11 protein-coding genes are annotated in these 17,779 nt (G+C 64.1%); 8 read left to right on the top strand and 3 right to left on the bottom strand.

Annotated elements, in window-relative coordinates; all coding sequences use genetic code 11:
• Window positions 1–75: 75 nt before the first annotated feature.
• Both ABD833_RS12585 and ABD833_RS12580 read right to left on the bottom strand, forming a co-directional pair.
• Window positions 76–231, bottom strand: coding sequence for a hypothetical protein (locus ABD833_RS12585; RefSeq protein WP_345073414.1), 156 nt, complete (start codon window positions 229–231; stop codon window positions 76–78).
• Between the two features lie 99 nt (window positions 232–330).
• A complete protein-coding gene (locus ABD833_RS12580; protein WP_345073412.1) occupies window positions 331–1,731 on the bottom strand; it encodes a type III PLP-dependent enzyme domain-containing protein in 1,401 nt (466 codons plus the stop codon).
• A gap of 303 nt (window positions 1,732–2,034) precedes the next feature.
• Between ABD833_RS12580 and ABD833_RS12575 the strand changes: the two genes are divergently transcribed.
• The 8 genes from ABD833_RS12575 to ABD833_RS12545 all read left to right on the top strand — a co-directional run bounded on the left by ABD833_RS12575 (window position 2,035) and on the right by ABD833_RS12545 (window position 8,938).
• Window positions 2,035–3,024: an arginase gene (locus tag ABD833_RS12575; protein ID WP_345073411.1), complete on the top strand. Its 990-nt coding sequence runs from the start codon at window positions 2,035–2,037 to the stop codon at window positions 3,022–3,024.
• A gap of 294 nt (window positions 3,025–3,318) precedes the next feature.
• Window positions 3,319–5,112: an arginine--tRNA ligase gene (gene argS / locus ABD833_RS12570; RefSeq protein ID WP_345073410.1), complete on the top strand. Its 1,794-nt coding sequence runs from the start codon at window positions 3,319–3,321 to the stop codon at window positions 5,110–5,112.
• 190 nt (window positions 5,113–5,302) lie between these two features.
• The gene (locus ABD833_RS12565; RefSeq protein ID WP_345073409.1) at window positions 5,303–5,884 is read left to right on the top strand and encodes an LOG family protein; all 582 of its coding nucleotides are present in this window, start codon (window positions 5,303–5,305) and stop codon (window positions 5,882–5,884) included.
• Between the two features lie 422 nt (window positions 5,885–6,306).
• Complete coding sequence (locus tag ABD833_RS12560) at window positions 6,307–6,810, top strand: glutathione peroxidase (protein ID WP_345073408.1); 504 nt, start codon at window positions 6,307–6,309, stop codon at window positions 6,808–6,810.
• A 125-nt stretch (window positions 6,811–6,935) separates the two neighbouring features.
• Complete coding sequence (locus ABD833_RS12555; RefSeq protein ID WP_345073407.1) at window positions 6,936–7,871, top strand: 1,4-dihydroxy-2-naphthoate polyprenyltransferase; 936 nt, start codon at window positions 6,936–6,938, stop codon at window positions 7,869–7,871.
• A 188-nt stretch (window positions 7,872–8,059) separates the two neighbouring features.
• Complete coding sequence (locus ABD833_RS12550) at window positions 8,060–8,356, top strand: SDR family NAD(P)-dependent oxidoreductase (RefSeq protein WP_345073406.1); 297 nt, start codon at window positions 8,060–8,062, stop codon at window positions 8,354–8,356.
• A 131-nt stretch (window positions 8,357–8,487) separates the two neighbouring features.
• Window positions 8,488–8,787, top strand: a complete 300-nt coding sequence (locus ABD833_RS19360) for an SDR family NAD(P)-dependent oxidoreductase (RefSeq protein WP_425553646.1) — start codon at window positions 8,488–8,490, stop codon at window positions 8,785–8,787.
• The gene (locus ABD833_RS12545; RefSeq protein WP_345073405.1) at window positions 8,681–8,938 is read left to right on the top strand and encodes a hypothetical protein; all 258 of its coding nucleotides are present in this window, start codon (window positions 8,681–8,683) and stop codon (window positions 8,936–8,938) included. The genes ABD833_RS19360 and ABD833_RS12545 overlap by 107 nt, the downstream gene beginning before the upstream one ends.
• A 160-nt stretch (window positions 8,939–9,098) precedes the next feature.
• Here ABD833_RS12545 and ABD833_RS12540 read toward each other — a convergent pair whose 3' ends face one another.
• A complete protein-coding gene (locus ABD833_RS12540) occupies window positions 9,099–17,531 on the bottom strand; it encodes a T9SS type A sorting domain-containing protein (protein WP_345073404.1) in 8,433 nt (2,810 codons plus the stop codon).
• Window positions 17,532–17,779: the final 248 nt, after the last annotated feature.

Genomic DNA, 17,779 nt, shown 5'->3' with positions numbered 1-17,779 from the left:
TCCACGCCAAAGCCCGCTTCCGTCACGGAAAGCGGGCTTTGGCGGGCCGGATAGCCAGCTTGCGCTACTTCTAACTTACTGGCGGGCCACCGGGGTAGTCACGGTCGACGCCGTGATGGGCGACGAAATATGGTTGGCGGCTTTCGTGCTGGTGTAGGCCGGGCACTTAACCTTGTTGCAGGCACCCAGGCCCAGAAGAGCCACGGAGGCCAGCAGAAGTAGCTTTTTCATGTAAGTCGAAACGAGAAGTGGGGGAAGAGTTGCCGACATCAAAAGTACGACTTCCGGCCGGTCGTACCAAGTACACCCGCCGGAAGTTTTGAGTTTCAATTACTTCTGGTAGCCCAGAATCCGCATCATCGACTCGCCGTTCTGCTCCTCGGCAAACACGTAGTCGGTGAGCGTGCCGTCCTCGGCGCGGTCCAGAATTACCATTTTCGGGGCCGGAATCAGGCAGTGCTTGATGCCGCCGTAGCCCGACAGGCTTTCCTGGTAGGCGCCGGTGTGGAAAAAGCCCACGTAGAGCGGCTTGGCATCCTGGGGCTTGCGCTCGGGCAAAAACACCTGGTAGATGTGCTTTTCGGCGTTGTAGTAGTCCTGGGAGTCGCAGGTGAGGCCGCCAAGCTGAAGCTTCTTGTACTTCTTCTCCCAGCCGTTCAGGGCCAGCATGATGAAGCGCTGGTTCAGGGCCCAGGTGTCGGGCAGGTTGGTGATAAAGGAGCCGTCGATCATGTACCAGAGCTCCTTGTCGTTCTGGAGCTTCTCGTCCAGAATGGAGTAGATGTTCGCGCCCGACTCGCCCACGGTGAAGATGCCGAATTCGGTGAAGATGTGGGGCTCCGGCACGCCTTCCTCGCCGCAGATGCGCTGAATGGTGCGCAGGATTTCCTCCACCATGTACTGGTAGTCGTACTCTTTCTGAATTGAGGTCTGGATGGGCAGGCCGCCGCCGATGTCGATGGTGGTGAGCGTGGGGCACACCCGGCGCAGCTCGCAGTACTTGTGCACGAAGCGGCTCAGCTCCGACCAGTAGTACGACGTGTCCTTGATGCCGGTATTAATGAAATAGTGCAGCATCGTGAGCTCGAAGCGCGGGTCATCCCTGATCTTCTGCTCGTAGAGCGGCAGCGCGTCGGCGTAGCGGATGCCCAGGCGGGAGGTGTAGAACTGGAAGCGCGGCTCCTCGTCGGAGGCCAGGCGCATGCCCACGTTGCACTTCTCGCGCACGTTGTCGTGGTAGTACTGCACCTCGTTGGGCGAATCGAGAATGGGCATGCAGTTCACGAAGCCTTCGTTGATGAGGGCGGTGACTTCGCGCTTGTAGTCCTCGGTCTTGAAGCCGTTGCAGATGATGTAGGTGTCTTTCTGCACCTTGCCCTTGGCGTGCATGGCCCGGATGATGTGGGTATCGAACCACGACGACGTTTCGATGTGCACGTCGTTTTTCAGGGCCTCTTCCACCACGAAGCTGAAGTGGGAAGCCTTGGTGCAGTAGGCGTAGGAGTAGCGGCCCGTATAGCCGGTTTTGTCGATGCCGACGCGGAACAACTCCTTGGCCCGCTGAATCTGGGAGCTGATTTTGGGGAGGTAGGTGAGGCGCAGCGGCGTGCCGTGCTTTTCGACCAGTGCCATCAGGTCGATGCCGTTGAAGCGCAGCTCATTCTGCTCGACGTGAAACTCAGGGGTAGGGAAATCGAAGGTTTGGGAAATCAGGTCGTGGTAGGTATCCATTGAAGGAGTTGGTTATTCGTTTTTGGTTTTTGGCTCTTCGTCGGTCGTGCTGGCAGAAACGGGTGATTTCAGGGTCCGGGTGAAGGAAGTTGCCGCAAAAGCGCCAATCGAACAGCCAAAAACCAAAAACCAACAACGAAAAACCCGAACTTAGCGCCCGCAAAGATACCCCGCCCGCGGGGTTTTGGTTGTGCTTTGTTCGTTGGTCGCGGCGGAAGGCCCGTGCGCGTCAAGCCTGAGAGGAATTCCCACCCGCTCAATCGGCAAGCATCAAACCCTTTTATCCTTTTTTGCTCATGTAATATGCGCCGCATTAAGCTCATTGAAGTCCGCTCCGAGCTGGGAGCCGGGACTCGTGGGGCCAGTCTGGGGGTCGATGCCCTCCGGATTGCCTGTCTGAACAAGGGCTCCGACTATTTCCGCCGCTTCAACGCCGTGGCGGTACCGGATCTGAACCACGTGCTGTTCGACAAAAATCATTTTCCCTTCGCCAAGCACATCGACTCGATCTATACGGTGCAGAAGGGCATTGCCAACGCGGTAGAGCAAACCCTGCGCTTCGGGGAGTTTCCGCTGGTACTGGCCGGCGACCACAGCAACGCCGCCGCCACCATGGCCGGCATCAAGGCCGCCTACCCGCACAAAACACTGGGCGTGGTCTGGGTCGATGCCCACGCCGACATTCACTCGCCCTACACCACGCCTTCCGGCAACATGCACGGCATGCCGCTGGCCATGGCCCTGAACGAGGATAACCTCGCCTGCCAGCGCAACGTGGTGGAGCCCGAAACCGAGTTCTTCTGGCGCCGGCTGAAAAGCCTGGGCGAAGAAGGCCCCAAGCTCAAGCCCGAGCACCTGGTGTACGTGGTCGTGCGCGACACCGAGAATGAGGAAAACGCCGTTATCGACCGGCTCGGCATCCGCAACTTCAAGCTGCCCGAGTTCAAAGCCAAGGGGCCGCGGCAGGTAGCCCGCGAAATCTACGAGCAGCTGCGCTTCTGCGATTTGGTGTACATCAGCTTCGACGTGGACTCGCTCGATTCGCGCTTCAGCAAAGGCACCGGCACGCCTGTGGAGCTGGGCCTCGACGTGCAGGAAGCCATTGCCCTGTGCCAGGCCCTGCTGGACAATGACCGGGTGGTGTGCTTCGAGATGGTGGAAATCAACCCCACCCTCGACAGCGAAAACACCATGGCCAAAAACGCTTTCGACATCCTGGAAGCCGCCACCGACGCCATCACTGAGCACCTGCGGGTGCAGGACGTGACGGCGGGCCGGGGCGGCACGTCGTAGGCAGAAAGAACGTCATTCCGAGCGCAGTCGAGGAATCTCGCGTGCGGACGTTGTTGGGAAAGAACGGGTCATGCTGAGCGCAGCCGAAGCATCTCGCGTGCTTCGTAGGATTACCATTGCAACGAAGCGGGCGAGATTCCTCGGCTGCGCTCGGAATGACGTTCGAGTTTGCTTGTAAGTGGAAGCGGCGGCAGGTTCCTGTTGGACCCCGTCGCCGCTTGCGCTACTTTTACGAATTCCATTCCCGCCGGGCATTCCGGAGTCGGCGGCGCTTCGCTCTATACCCCGCACCCCGTGCAAGAACTCGAACAAGACATCAAAACGGCCCTCAGCGCCGCCATTCAGCAGGTTTTTGGGGCCGAGGTGCCCGCCACCCAGCTCACCATTCAGCCTACGCGCAAGGAATTTGCGGGGGCCTTCACCCTCGTCACCTTTCCGCTGACCAAAGCCCTGGGCAAAGGCCCCGAGCAGATCGGGCAGGCCCTGGGTGAGTGGCTGACGGCGAACGAGCGCAAAGTGAGCGGCTTCAACGTGGTGAAGGGCTTTCTGAACCTCGAAATTGCCGATGCCGAGTGGCTGCGCCTGTTTGAGCAGCTTCGTCAGCGCCCCGATGGTGCGCCGGTGCCTACGGGCGGACCGCAGAACGTGGTGGTGGAATATTCGTCGCCCAATACCAACAAGCCCCTGCACCTGGGCCATTTGCGCAACAACTTCCTGGGCTACTCCGTGGCCGAGATCCTGGCCGCCACCGGTGCCACCGTTACCAAGGCCAACCTGGTCAACGACCGCGGCATCCACATCTGCAAGTCGATGCTGGCGTACCAGTACTACGGGCAGGGCGAAACCCCGCAGAGCGCCGGCATCAAGGGCGACCATCTGGCGGGCAAGTACTACGTGCTGTTCGAGAAGCACTACCGCGAGCAGATCCGGCAGCTCGAAGCCGAGGGCGTGGCTCCCGACGTGGCCAAAAAGCAGGCCCCGCTGATGCTGGAGGCCCAGACGATGCTGCAAAAGTGGGAGCAGGGCGACGAAGAAGTTATCACGCTCTGGACGCAGATGAACGGCTGGGTGTACGAGGGCTTCGACGAAACCTACCAGACCATCGGCGTCGATTTCGGCAAGTTCTACTACGAGTCGGGCACGTACCTGCTGGGTAAGGAGCGGGTGGAGGAAGGCCTGCAGAAGGGCGTGTTCTTCAAAAAGGAAGACGGCTCGGTGTGGATTGACCTGAAAGAAGAAGGCCTCGACGAAAAGCTGCTGCTCCGCGCCGACGGCACCTCGGTCTACATCACCCAGGACCTGGGCACGGCCGAGCTGAAGTACCAGGATTTCGGCTACGACCTGAGCGTGTACGTCATTGCCGACGAGCAGAACTACCACATGCAGGTGCTCAAGGCCGTGCTCAAAAAGCTGGGCAAGCCCTACGCCGACGCCATCTACCACCTCAGCTACGGCATGGTGGATCTGCCCTCGGGCAAGATGAAAAGCCGCGAAGGCACGGTGGTGGACGCCGACGAGCTGGTGCGCGAGGTGGTGGCAGCCGCCAAAGCCGCCACGCTGGAAAAAGGGAAGATTGAAGGGCTGAGCGAGGACGAGCAGCGTCAGCTGTTCCACACCCTGGGCCTGGGCGCGCTGAAGTACTACCTGCTGAAAGTGGACCCCAGGAAGCGCATGCTCTTCAACCCCGAGGAGTCGGTGAAGCTGGAAGGCGACACGGGGCCGTTCATTCAGTATTCCCACGCCCGGATTGCCGCCATCCGCCGCAAGGCCGCCGAGCTGGGCATTGCGGAAGACGCCGACCTCAGCGCCCTGACCGCGCTGCCGGCGTCGGCCCGCGGGCTGGTGCAGGAGCTGGCCCGCTACGCCGGTGTGGTAACCGAAGCCGCCCGCACGTTCTCGCCCGCCGTGGTCGCCCAGTTTGCCTACGACGTGGCCCGGGCCTACAACCGCTTCTACACGGAGGTGAAAATCTTCACCGAGCCCGACGCAACCAGCCGCGCCTTCTTCGTGGCGCTGTCGGCCCAGACCGGCCGCACCATCAAGGCCAGCATGAAGCTGCTCGGCATTGAGGTGCCCGAGCGGATGTAGCAATGCATTAGAGCCAGGAAGCTGGAAAACTAGTTCCCCTCCTCAGCTGAGCTAGGGGCCAGGGGAGGTTGAAGCCCCAGAACAACGCACTAGTTCTAGCTTGCTGGCCCTGATAACCACCCCGGCCTTCGGCCACCCCTGCTTGAAAAAAGGCGGGGACCTGAAAATTTATAAGCCCTAGCTCCTGCTCATGAAAAGTGTTGCCGTCTACTGTGGTTCCAGCGCCGGGACCAATGAAATTTACCGCCAGCAAGCCGGGGTGATGGGCCAGGTACTGGCCCGGCGCGGCCTGACGCTGGTGTACGGCGGCGGCCGGGTGGGCCTGATGGGGGCCGTGGCCGACAGCGTGATGCGCCACGGTGGCCAGGCCATCGGCGTTATTCCCGATTTTCTGGCCGGTAAGGAGCTGGCCCACGTGGGCCTCACCGAGCTGCACGTGGTGAAGAGTATGCACGAGCGGAAGCTGCTGATGGCCGACCTCGCGGAAGGCTTCATTGCCATGCCCGGGGGCTTCGGCACCCTCGAAGAGCTGTTTGAGGTGCTGACCTGGGGCCAGCTGGGCCTGCACAAAAAGCCCAGCGGCGTGCTCAACGTCAACGGCTTCTACGACCACCAGCTCCTGGCCCTCGACCGCATGGTAGACGACGGCTTCCTGCGCCCCGAAAACCGCGCCCAGCTTCAGCAGCACACCACCCCCGATGGTTTGCTCGACCAGATGCTGGCGTACCAGCCCACCGACCTGGAGAAGTGGCTCACCGTGCCCCGCACCTGATGAGGTGACGGGAGTAGTTCGTTGTTTGCTGGTCGTCCTGAACCTGGGAAGAAGGACCGGCCAGCTCTTGTGTCAACGACTACTTGGTTCTCCTAAAAAACATTGCCTTGCGCCCGGTAGTTTGGCCGATAGCTACTACTGAAGCTGTTTAGAAAGTCGGTTTTTCCAAGCGTTTGTCATCCGGAGCGCAGCGCAGGACCTTATCACGCCGGGTATTTCAGCGAGCGGGTACCGTTCAGCCGGGATAAGGTCCTGCGCTCTGCTCAGGATGACGGACTGCTTGACTTTCTAAACAGCTGCACTGGCTTGCCCGTATTCATAACTTCTCCCGCTGTATGAAAGCTTCTTTTCTTGTTCTGCTGGGTACGCTGGCCGCTGGCGGATGCTCATCCAGCTCTACCCCAACTTCTACCACTGCTTCTATGTCTGCTCCCGAAACCGCCGCCGCCACCGGCTCCGTGTACGAGTACACCGTTAAAACTATTGATGGCCAGGAAGTGAAGCTAAGCCAGTTCCAGGGCAAAAAGCTGCTTATCGTGAACGTGGCCTCGGAGTGCGGCTACACCCCGCAGTACAAGGAGCTGGAAGAGCTCAGCAAAAAACACGGCGACCGGGTAGCCGTGCTGGGCTTTCCGGCCAACAACTTCGGCGGTCAGGAACCCGGCACCGATGCCCAGATTGCCACCTTCTGCGAGAAAAACTACGGCGTGAGCTTCCCCATGTTCGCCAAGGTTTCAGTAACCGGCGACGACACGGCCCCACTCTACCGGTTCCTGGCCGACAAGAGCAAGAACGGCACCGTCGGCGACGCGCCCAACTGGAACTTCTGCAAGTATCTGGTCGATGAGCAGGGCCACGTGGTCGGCTTTTATCCCTCGAAGGTCAAGCCCATGAGCGACGAGCTGGTCGCGGCCATTCTGAAATAGCCCGACTCAGTACCTATGTCATCCTGAGCAGAGCGCAGGACCTCTCCCGCTTCGGTGCAACGCCATGGCTTACTTTGGCGGGAGAGGTTCTGCGTTCTGCTCAGGATGACCCTTTTTTGTTTGGTATGACCACCTCTTCCACTTCCTCAGCGCCTGCTGCCAGTCCCGCGAAAGCCTGGGTTTCCGCCTTCCGGCCGCGCACCCTGCCGCTGGCCCTGGCCAGTATTCTCACGGGTGGTTTTCTGGCCGCCAGCCACGGGCAGTTTCGGGCGTCCGTAGTCGGGCTGGCCGCGCTTACCACCATTCTGCTCCAGATTCTGAGCAACCTCGCCAACGACTACGGCGACTCCCAGAACGGGGCCGACAGCGTGCACCGCGAAGGACCGCAGCGGGCCGTGCAGAGCGGGGCCATTTCGCCGGCCCAGATGAGGCGCGGCATGGGGGTGTTCGGACTGCTCTCGCTCGGGAGCGGGCTCGGGCTGCTGTGGGTGGCGCTGGGTACGGCCGGCGCCGGGGCGTTTCTGGCGTTTTTCGGGCTGGGCCTGGCGGCTATCTGGGCGGCCGTGAACTATACCGCCGGCGCGAAACCCTACGGCTACGCCGGCCTCGGCGACGTGTCGGTATTTACCTTCTTCGGCCTGGTGGGCGTGGGCGGCACCTATTACCTGCAAACCCGCACGCTGCCGCTGGCCGTGCTGCTGCCCGCCGCCGCGTTGGGCTGCTTTGCCACGGCGGTGCTCAACGTGAACAACATCCGCGACATCCGCTCCGACGAGCTGGCCGGCAAAATCACGATTCCGGTGCGGCTGGGGCCGGTGCAGGCCCGGCGCTACCACTGGCTGCTGCTGCTGCTGGGCTTCGGCTGTGCCGTGGTCTACGTGGCCCTCACGTATCACTCGCCCTGGCAGTGGCTGTTTCTGCTGTCGGCCCCGCTGCTGCTGCTCAATGCCCGCCGCGTGTGGCAGCGCCAGGAGTCGATGCAGCTCGACCCGCTGCTCAAGCAGATGGCGTTGACGACCCTGGTGTTTACGGTGCTGTTTGGGGTGGGGCAGGTGCTGTAGCCATGGAGCAGGAGGAATTTGATAGGCTAAAACAGGGTGTCGAATCACCAGGGCAAATTTCAGGATAGGGTACAGTAGAACGGGTAGGGGCGGGGCTTGCCCCCGCCCATGGTTGAACGATTGTTGTGCTGACGGCGGGCCGGGGCAAGCTTGCTCCCGTACACCACGGCTGAAACGGGGCCGCCACCATGCGCAACCCCGCCGACGCCCGGTTCACCGACCTGCCCACGGTCCGCGTCTACGCCCTCGACGTGACCGACGAAGCTACCGTGACCCGCGCCCTGCAGCAGGCCCACCAGGATTTTGGTAGCCTCGATGTGCTGGTCAACAACGCCGGCTACGGTTTGGCCGGGCCGTTTGAGTCGGCCACCGTCGCCCAGATACAGCAGCAGTTTGCCCCCAGCCTGTTCGGCGTATTCAGCGTCGCGCGGGCCGTGCTGCCTATTCTGCGGGCTCAAAAGGCAGGAGTTGTTGAAGTCGTTTAGAAAGTCAAGAAGTTTGTCATCCTTAATCTGGCGTCCGCTTGCGAAAGGCTTTATCACGTCCGCATAACTTGGAATTAGGCCAAAATGAGCACTCGTGATAAGGTCCTTCGCAAGCGGACACCAGATGAAGGATGACAGGCAACAAAAAATCAGACTTTCTAAACAGCTCCATTATCAACATCACCTCGGTGGGTGGGCGCACGGCGTTTCCGATGAACTCGCTCTACCACGCCACCAAGTTTGGCCTCGACGGCTTCTCCGAGTCGTTGTGGTACGAGCTCAAGCCGTTCGGCATCCGGGTGAAAGTGGTAGCCCCCGGGCGGCGTGGCCACCGACTTTGCCGGCCGCTCCCTGCAAATGACGCTCGACCCCGCCGACGAGGCCAACCCCTACGCCGGCCAGGTGCGCAGTGTGCTGGCCGCGTTCAGTAGCCGGGGCGGCTCGTTTTCCACCCCCGCGCAGATTGCCGAAGTTATCTACACCGCCGCCACCGACGGCACCCCGCAGCTCCGCTCCACTGCCGGCACCGATGCCGAACAGTTGTTGAAAGCCAAAGCGGAAATGCCCGCAGAAGCGTATTAGGGCCTGATCAAGCAGATTTTCAGCCTGGCCCAAGCGAAGAGCTGATAACAACAAAAGGCCGCTGAGTTCAGCGGCCTTTTGTTGTTATCAGAAATGAAAACCCCGATCCGGGTGAACAGGGCTTTTGTGCCGTAGTTGCCAACAGCCCTCAGGCGGTTCGTTACTGCTTAAGGAGGTGTTGCGTGATTTTCAGACGGCCATCCTGAATCAGGATCAGGTACGTGCCGGCCGCGAGGTTGCCGACTTCCAGCGTGTGGGGCCGGCCCCCGGCCAGGGTATAGGTCTGCACCTGATGACCAATCATATCGAGTAAGGTCACCTGGTACGTGGCCGCGGGCAGGCTGGTCAGATCCAGGGTGGTTTGCGCCTGGGCCGGGTTGGGGAAGAGTGGGACGCTGGTGGCCAGGGGGCCGCGGGCCGCCGGGGCGAAAGTGAGCACCCGCACGGGGCTGAGCGAGGTCTTGCCATCCCGGTCACGCTGCCGGAGGCGGTAGTAGACCACGCCCGGGTGCTGCTGCCCCACGCCCGCATCGACGAAGGTGTAGTGCTGGGCCTGGGTGGTGGTGCCGGCCCCGGCCACGAAGGTCAGGGGCTCGAAACGGATACCATTCAGCGAGCGTTCCACCTGGAAGCCGGCGTTGTCGAGCTCCTGGGCCGTGGTCCAGCTCAGCTGAGCATCAAAGCCCGCGGCCCTGGCCTCGAAGCGCGTCAGCTCCACCGGTAGCGGCGAGGCCCCGATTTGCAGCGGCACCACCTGCGTAGTGATGCCCCCGTTGCCATCTACCGTGGTAATGGTGACCGGGAAGGTCCCACTCACCAGTAGCGTACGGTCGGACACGCGCACCTGACCCGTCACGGGGTCCAGCTCCAGGCCGTCGGGCAAAGTGCCCGAGGTGATGGCAGCCGTCCGCACGCCGTTGTCGGCCACGACGGCGGCCGCGTTAAAGCTGCCGCTGTTCACGTCGAAGCTCGTGGCCAGCACGTCACCATTCTGGTAAGGGTTGGCGTTGCCGCCTTTCACGGGCATCAGGGTATACACGGCCGCTTCGTCCTGGCCCACCGCAATGGTGTAGAGCGCCGCAGTGGAGGCCGCGCCCTGGTTGCCGGTGGTGTAGGTGAAGAAGGCATTGCCCGCGAAGCTGCCGGCGGGGTCAAACGTAACATTAGCCGCCTGACTGATGTCAATGACCTGCCCCACCCCGACGGCCGCGCCATTGAGGAAAAGAGCGCCGGTTTCCGCCGCGGGCAGCGTGCTGATGGTGAACGAAGCTATGGCCCCGTCCAGGTCAAGGCCCTGCAGCGAGGTGAGCGTGAGCGGCCCGGCCGTATTGCCCTCCGGGGCCTGCAGCAGGTTGCTCACGGTGTTGGCCAGGGGTATCTGGTTGGTGAGCCCCGTGGTCATACTCGACGTGTTGTTGGCGGTCGTACCCGCCTTTTCGGTCGTGCCGCTGGTTACGGTGGCGGTGAAGGTCGTGGCCGTGGCCGGGAAGGTGAATTGCAGGGTGTGACTCACTTCCCCGGCCCGGCCCACCACCTGCGTGGCAATAGTAGGGAAGGTGACTTGTCCCGTTACCGCATCATAAACACCCCCGCCCGAAGCGACCACGTCGGTGAGACCGGTAGGCAGCTGCACCGTTTGCACCACTGAGCTGGCCGGCGAAGGACCGTTGTTGATGGTGCGTACTTTGTACGTGCCCAGGCCCCCGGGCAGCCGGGCCGGCGGACCGCTTAGCACGGTGGCCACGTCGGCTAGCGGCACAATCGTCACGCTCACGCTTTGGGTGTTGTTGGCGGGGGTCGCATCCGAGAAATTGCTGTTTACGGAGGCCGTGGCCAGTAGCGGCCCCTTGCCCGGAGCGTTGAGCGTGATGCCATAGGTGAGCACCGTACCCGGAGCCTGGCTGGCCTCCACCGGGAACGTGACCACGCCGGTAACGGCGTCGTAGGCTCCCGTGAGGGTGCCACCAGCGTCGCTTACTACCACCCCACCTAGGCCGGCGGGCAGGCTCACCCGTTGGCGCATATTGGCCGCGTCGGTGCCGGCATTGGTTGCCGTCACGGTGAAGCTAACCGGCTGGCCGGCCTGCTGGGAGCTCAGGTTGGCGGCAATGGTGGTTTGCACGTCGACCAGGATGCTGGTGCGCGGCGTGACCGGCAGGATGAGGGTCGCCGCGTTGTTGGTCAGGCTCAGCTCGTTGTCCGGGTTGTTGGCCGCGGCCGATACGCCGATGATAGGCCGGTCGGGCACTACAATGGTAATGGTGTTGGTCACGGCCCCGGTCAGGCCTACCTCCAGGGTGGGGATGGCCGGGAAGGTAACCAGGCCCGTGCTCATATTGTAGACGCCGCCGCCGCTGGCTACCACGCTCGACAGCCCGGTGGCAATGCGCACGGTCGGAGTGACGTCCGCCGCCGGGGCCGGCCCGTTGTTCGAGGTCGACACCGTGAAGGTGATGGTATTGCCCACGACGGCCGTCGTGGGCCCCGCTACGGCAATGGCCACGTCGGCATTCCACTGAATGTCGGTGCCGATGGTGGACGAGTTGTTGACCGTGTTGCCATCCGGCGTCGAGGCCGTTACGGCCGCCTGGCTCAGAATAGTGCGCGGCTTGCTGGCGTCGGTCGAATTAAGCGCCGGGGCTACGTAGCTGAAGGTGTAGGTCCGTACTTCCCCCACGGCCAGCGAAGCCACGGTCGGCCAGATCACGGCGCCCGAAGCAGGGTCGTAGAAGCCCCCCCCGCTCGGGAGTACTTCGCCCGTCGCGAAGCCCGGCGGGATAGACACAAACTGGATGACGTTCAGGGCGGGCACCGGGCCGTTGTTCCGGGTCGTGACCGTGAAGGTGACCACCTGCGTAGCCGAGGCCGTAGCCGGGCCCACGATGGTGGTAGCCAGGTCGGTGATGCGCAGGATGTCGACGTTACGAATCACCAGATTGTCGGCGGGCACGGGGTCGGGCGTGGTGGCCAGCACGCTGGCCATGGCCACCACCGGGCCGGCGGCGGGGGCCGTCAGCACCACGGTATTGGGCACGCTGGTGCCGCTGGTGAGGCTGGCGATGGCCGGGAAGGTGACCAGGCCCGTGGCGGGGTTATACGTGCCGCTGTTGCTGATGCTGACCAGGGTCAGGCCTACCGGCAGCGCCAGCTGCTGCACCACGTTGAGCGCCGGCTGGGGCCCGTGGTTGCCGGTTTCGAGGGTGAGGGTAATCGGAGCCCCGGGGGCGGCGTTTTTGTCCGGCAGCGTCAGGGTCGTATACACGTTGGCCAGGGTGGCGTCAGGGGCCGTCGGCTGCGTGGTGGCTGCCGTGGCCGCGTTGTTGGCCGTGGCGCCTGAGGCCTCCGCCGTGGTGGTGGTTACGGCCGCCGATGCCGTGAACGAGGCGCCCGGCATCGGGAAGCTGACGGTGTTGTGTACCGCCGCGCCAGTGGCCAGCACCGTCAGCGCCGGATACGTGACTACGCCCGTAGTGGCATCGTAACGCCCGTTGTTTGAAGGGAAAACATCCGTCAGGCCAATGGGGAGCTGAATGGTCTGCACCACGGCGGCCGCCACCGACGGGCCGTTGTTGGCCGTCGTCGCGGAGATGGTAGCCAGGTTGCCGGTGATAACCGTCGTCGGGCCGCTGATGGTGGTAGCCACGTCGGCCAGGGGGCTCACGGCAATGCTGGCCGTAGCCTGATTGTTGTTGAAGTTGCCCCCCGACACGGTCCCGGCCCCGCCGCTGATGCTGCCGCTGAGGTTGACCGGGCCCGAAGCCGGCGCCAGGAAAGTGATGGTGGAAGGCGCACTGGCCCCGTTGGCCAGCGCCATGGCCGGGTACGTCACCAGACCCGAACCGGCATCGTAGACGCCCCCACCGCTGATGGATACGATGCTCAGCCCGGGGGTGAGCTGCGCCGAGCGCAGGGCCCCACTCAGGTCAGCCGGGCCGTTGTTGATGAAGTTCAGCGTGAACGAAACCTGCTGCCCGGCCGCTACCGAAGCCGCGGAGGTCGTGATGCCGCTGGTGGCCACGTCGGTAGAGGCAATGTTGGTTACCGCGAAGGAGAACATATCGGCGGCGACGCCGGTGCCGCTGCCAGCATCCTGCGGGGTGGTGGTCGTGGTATTGCTGACGATGTTGCCGCTGCCACTCGTGGTGGCGGCAGTGTAGCCGAAGTTATAGACGCTGGCGCTGCGGCTGTTGAGCGTGGTCAGGGTGCCGAAGTCGATAACCTGGGTGCCGCTGGTATAGGTGCCGCCCTGGGCCCCAATGTTGTCGAGCTGGGCCGTAGTCAGAGTCGCCCCGGCGGGCAGCGTGACGGTGCGCGTCACGTTCGCCGCCGCGGCGGGGCCGTTGTTGGCAAATACCACGGAGTAGGAGCCGGTCGCCAGGCCCGTAGTGGAGGAAGAGAGTCCGAACACGGCCGATACCAGGTCCGCGAAGCCGCTGATGGTGGTAACGGCCGAGCTGGTATTGTTGTCCGTTACGGGCTCGCTCGAAGTCGTCGAAATGAGGGCCGTAGCCGTTACGGCCGCCGTGCCGGGGGTCGTGTAAGAAATGCCAAACGAGTTGCTGGCGCCGGCCGCCAGCGGCGAAATAGCCGCGTAGGTGATGGTTACCGTACCGGTGCCGGCAGCCGGCGCACTGATGCTGGTGCTGCCCGGCGCCGATACGGCAGTAACCGGGTTGTTCACGTCGCCTGACGCCAGCGTAATAGTGCGCGTCACTCCCAGCGCGCCTACCCCGCCATTGTTGGCGAATACGGCCGATAAGCTCACCGTCTGGGCATTGGTGGCCGAAGCCGGGCCGGCAATGGTAGCCGTCACATCGGTGCTGCAGTTGATGCCGGCCGTGCTGTTGGCAATGCTGGTGCTGATCTGACTGTTGGCAAGGCCGGGCAGGCCCGCAGTGGCGCCGAAGGCCGCGCCGCCGGCGGTGGTGCCGCTGGCGCCGCTGAGCACACTGGCGCTGCCCGGGGCCGCGTTGGTGAGCACGATGCCGCCGCCGCCGCCGCCGCCGGGGCCGTGGGCCGCCGAGGCGCTGTTGCTGCCGCCGTTGCCGCCGTTGGCCGCCAGGGTAAGGCGGCTCAGGGTGGTGGTATTGTTAGCCGTTATCAGCACGGAGCCGCCGGCCCCGCCGCCGCCGCTACCGTCCTGCACCATCGCGCTGCTGGCTGCCGCGCCGTTGGCCAGCACGGCACCTCCGCCCGCCACGGAGCCCGTGCGCACCAGCACGATGCCCCCGCCGGCCGCGCCGCTGCTGGCGTAGCCCGTCAGGCCGGTATCGCCGGTGCCGTCGTTGCTCACACCGGCGCCGCCGCCACCGCCCAGTATCAGGCGGTTGCTGCTGGGCACGCTAAAGGACGCGCCGGACTCGCCGCCCACGGCCGTGCCACTGCTCCAGGCGTTGCCGCCGCGGCCGCCGCGTGAGCCGTTGCCGCCGCCGCCGCCGCCCGAGTTGTTGTTGTTGGTGGTGGGGTTGGCATCGGTACCGCCGCCGCCGCCGTTGCCGGGGGCGCCACGGCCGGCGCTGCCGCTGGGGTAGCCGTCCGTGCCCGTGTCGAGCAGGGCGGCTCCCGTATTCACGTAGCGCGGGGTGCCCACGATGCCCTCGCCCTTCATGGCGTGGGCCCCCGTGGTCGTCGTGCCCGAGGCGGGCGCGGTGGCGCGGTAGTCGGTGCCCGTCAGGCCGGTGGTGCCGGTGAGCTTCTGGCCGGCCCCGCCGCGGAATCCTTTGCCCGAGGCATCGAGCTTCGCGCCAGGGTCAAAGGTGAGTTGGCCGGTTACGTCCAGGGCCAGAATGCCGCCGGTGCGGCCGTCCCAGGCGCTGGGGGCCACCGTGCCGCTCACCGTCAGGTTCTGGTACTGCGGAATGCGCACCACCTGAAAGCGGCGCTGGCCGGTGGTGCCCGTGGCACTGGCGTTCTGGTAGCCGTTTTTCAGGCCGGTCGTAAACGTTACGGTGCCCCCGCTCAGGGATACGGACCCGGCCGCCACCACGTACTCGTAGAGGCCGGCCGTGAAATTGGCGTTGTTGAGGTTGCTGGTAGCTTGGCCGCCCGTCACGCCGTCGCCGTACGCATCGGTGTTGGTGGCGTTGATGTCCGCTCCCTGCATCTGGATGACGAGCAGCAGGTCGCCGGCGGCCACGGGAGTGGCCCCCACGGCCGCGTCCACTACCAGGGAGGTAGCGCCCGCTGCCACCGTCTGGCTGGTGGCCGGGAAGTAGGTATTGGGGTTGGCGGTGAGGGTGGCGGAGCCGCTGCTGGCGGGGGTGGCGCAGGCGCTGGCGATGCCCGCCGCTCCAATCCGCGAAACGGTGACCGTGAGGATGGCGGCGGCCGCGGTGCCGTTGTTGTTGGCCGGCGTGGGGTCGGGCGTGGCGCTGGTGTTGGCGGCCGTCACGCTGAAGCTGGCCGGGGTAGGCTGCACCACCAGGCTCAGCGTGTTCAGCACCGAAACTCCGCTGGCCAGTGAGGCAATGGGGCCGAACGTGACGATGCCCGTGCTGGGGTCGTAGCTGCCGCCGGCGGGCACGGTGACGCTGCTAAACGGCGGCTTGTTGGACAGGGTCAGCGTGGGCACCACGTTGGTAGCCGCCTCCGGGCCGTTGTTGACGAGGGTGACGCCGTAGGTCCTCGACTGGCCTTCGACGCCCGTGCCCGTGCCGTTGACCGTCGCCACCACGTCGGCGCCCGCCGTCACGGGCACCGTGTAGGTAGCCGTGTTGGAGGCCGTGTTGGTGTCGTCGGTGGCCCGGTAGATGAAGCTGGCGTTGCCGGCAAACGTATTGTTCGGAACAAACGAAAGCTGATAGCCCGGGGCCGCGGCCGTGGCCGAGGTGGGCACCGTAATCACCTGGTTCAGCGTAGCGGCCACGCCGTTCACATATAGCGTGCCCTGCGCCGCCGTGGGCAGCGACACGATGGTATAGGAAACCAGGGTGGTGTTGCCGGCCGTGGCGTCGGGGTCGCTGGCGTTGAAGGAGGCCAGCGTGGTCTGGCTCGTGGTGGTCCGCAGAATGGCGGGTGCGTTGGTCACGTTGCTGGCCACCGGCGCCCGGTTCTGGACCGTGGTGAGGGTCGAAGTGTTGTTGCCGGCCGTGGGGTCGTCGGCCGTGGACGTGAAGCCGGACGTGGCCGTCACGGCCACGGTATTGGGCATGGTGTAGCTGAGCGTCTGAGCGACCGAAACGCCGGCGGCCAGGTCGCTGATAACGGGCAGCGTGAGCACGCCGGTCGACGAAACGTAGGTGCCGCCGGTCACGCCGCTCAGGTTCGCGGGGAGCTGCACGGTGGGCCGGATGGTGTTGACCTGGTCGCCACTGCCGTTGCGGGTCGTGGCGATGAGGGTCACGGTGCTGCCGGCCTGCGCCCGCCCGGGGCCGGTGAGGGTGGTCTGGATGTCGGCCTGCGCGCACCAGGCCATCGACGGAAACACAATCAGCTGGCTGGCCGGGTCGGGCTGGGTGGTCGCGGTGTTGCGGTAGGTCATCACCAGCCGGGTAATGGCCGCCGGGAAAGTGGCCAGCACGTTCGTATTGGCATCGGCCGGGCTGTTGGCGGTACCCGTGAAGCTGTTGTTGCTGTACGAGTTGGTGGAGCCCGTGCTCACGTTGGCCGCCGGAATGGCGACCAGGTTGTTGCTGGCGTCGTAGCCTTGCAGCGTGAGCAGGTCGATGTAGCCCGTGCCGTTGTCGATGTCGCCCACCGACAGGGAAAAATTGGCCAGCGGGCGGCTAAACGTGAAGGTCACCGACGAGGTGGTGGCTGCCGTAGAAGTGTAGTCCTCGGCCCACACCAGCCCCTTGCCGGGCATACTGACTTGGTCCGACACGAACAGAATATCGGTAGTGGCCGGCGAGGACGTGTAGGGCGTGCCCGTGGGGCTCGCCGTGATGGTAACGCCGCCCACCACTACGGTCCGGTTCACCTTCCAGTCTTCGCCCTCGGTACGGGCGTAGTAGCTCAGCAGGTTGGCCTGGCCGGTCCCGGTGCCGCAGGTGGCTTTGCTCACCGGAATGCCGTAGGTGATGTCCGCTGAGTTGGCGTTGGTGTTGTCTTTGGCCTGGTACCGAAACACGGCGGTGCCGAAGTAGCCGGCCGCCGGGTCAAAGGTCAGGTTGCCCGCATCGGCGGCGGCTATCGTCGTTTTGGTGGTCACAACGGTTGTCCCGTTAATTTTCAGCACGCCCGAAGCGGCCGGAGGCAGCACCGTTATGCTATATGACGCAATAGAGCTGCCGGCATCGGCATCGGTGGCGGCCAGTGGCACGGCCAGCGGTGTATCCCCATAGGTGTTGAGCAGAATCTGCGACGTGCGGGCCAACGCGACTGGTGCGACCTGGACCCCGGCTACCGAGTTATTGTCAGGCGTTCCCGCCGCTCCTTTCGTCCGGCCCGGAATATACACCTCGGACCCCACCGACTGACTGTGCGCCAGCAGGCTGCTGCCAGCCAGCAGTACCGGCAATAGTACCCGGAGCCGGGCTGCGGCCCAGCGGTTGGCGGAGCGGAGCGTAAGCGCCGCCCGGGCTGGATTTGAGCTGAATCCGGCAGCGGCATTATCAGGGATACCAACCGGGTGAGAACGTAGTTTTTTTTGCATAGGTTTTTGTAGCGCTGGGGTGAGCAGCAGGAACGGCGGGTGGGAATTGGCAGCGGCGAAGTCGGCTCAGGCAGCTTTCATCGGGTCAGGAGCAAAGCCTCGGAAAAGAGCAAACTGCTTACCATCAGGCAGGGTGTGCTTTTTTTTCACGCTGCGAATTTCCACCTTTCGTCATCTTGCCGGGAGCAGAGGAGCTACCCTAAATTGGGGGCCTGCCCGCAAGCCGGTTCGGCTACGCCAGAGCCGGC

The organism is Hymenobacter fastidiosus, from assembly GCF_039539565.1.
Classification (GTDB): Bacteria; Bacteroidota; Bacteroidia; order Cytophagales; family Hymenobacteraceae; genus Hymenobacter; species Hymenobacter fastidiosus.
This window is presented reverse-complemented; position numbering and strand designations above follow the sequence as displayed.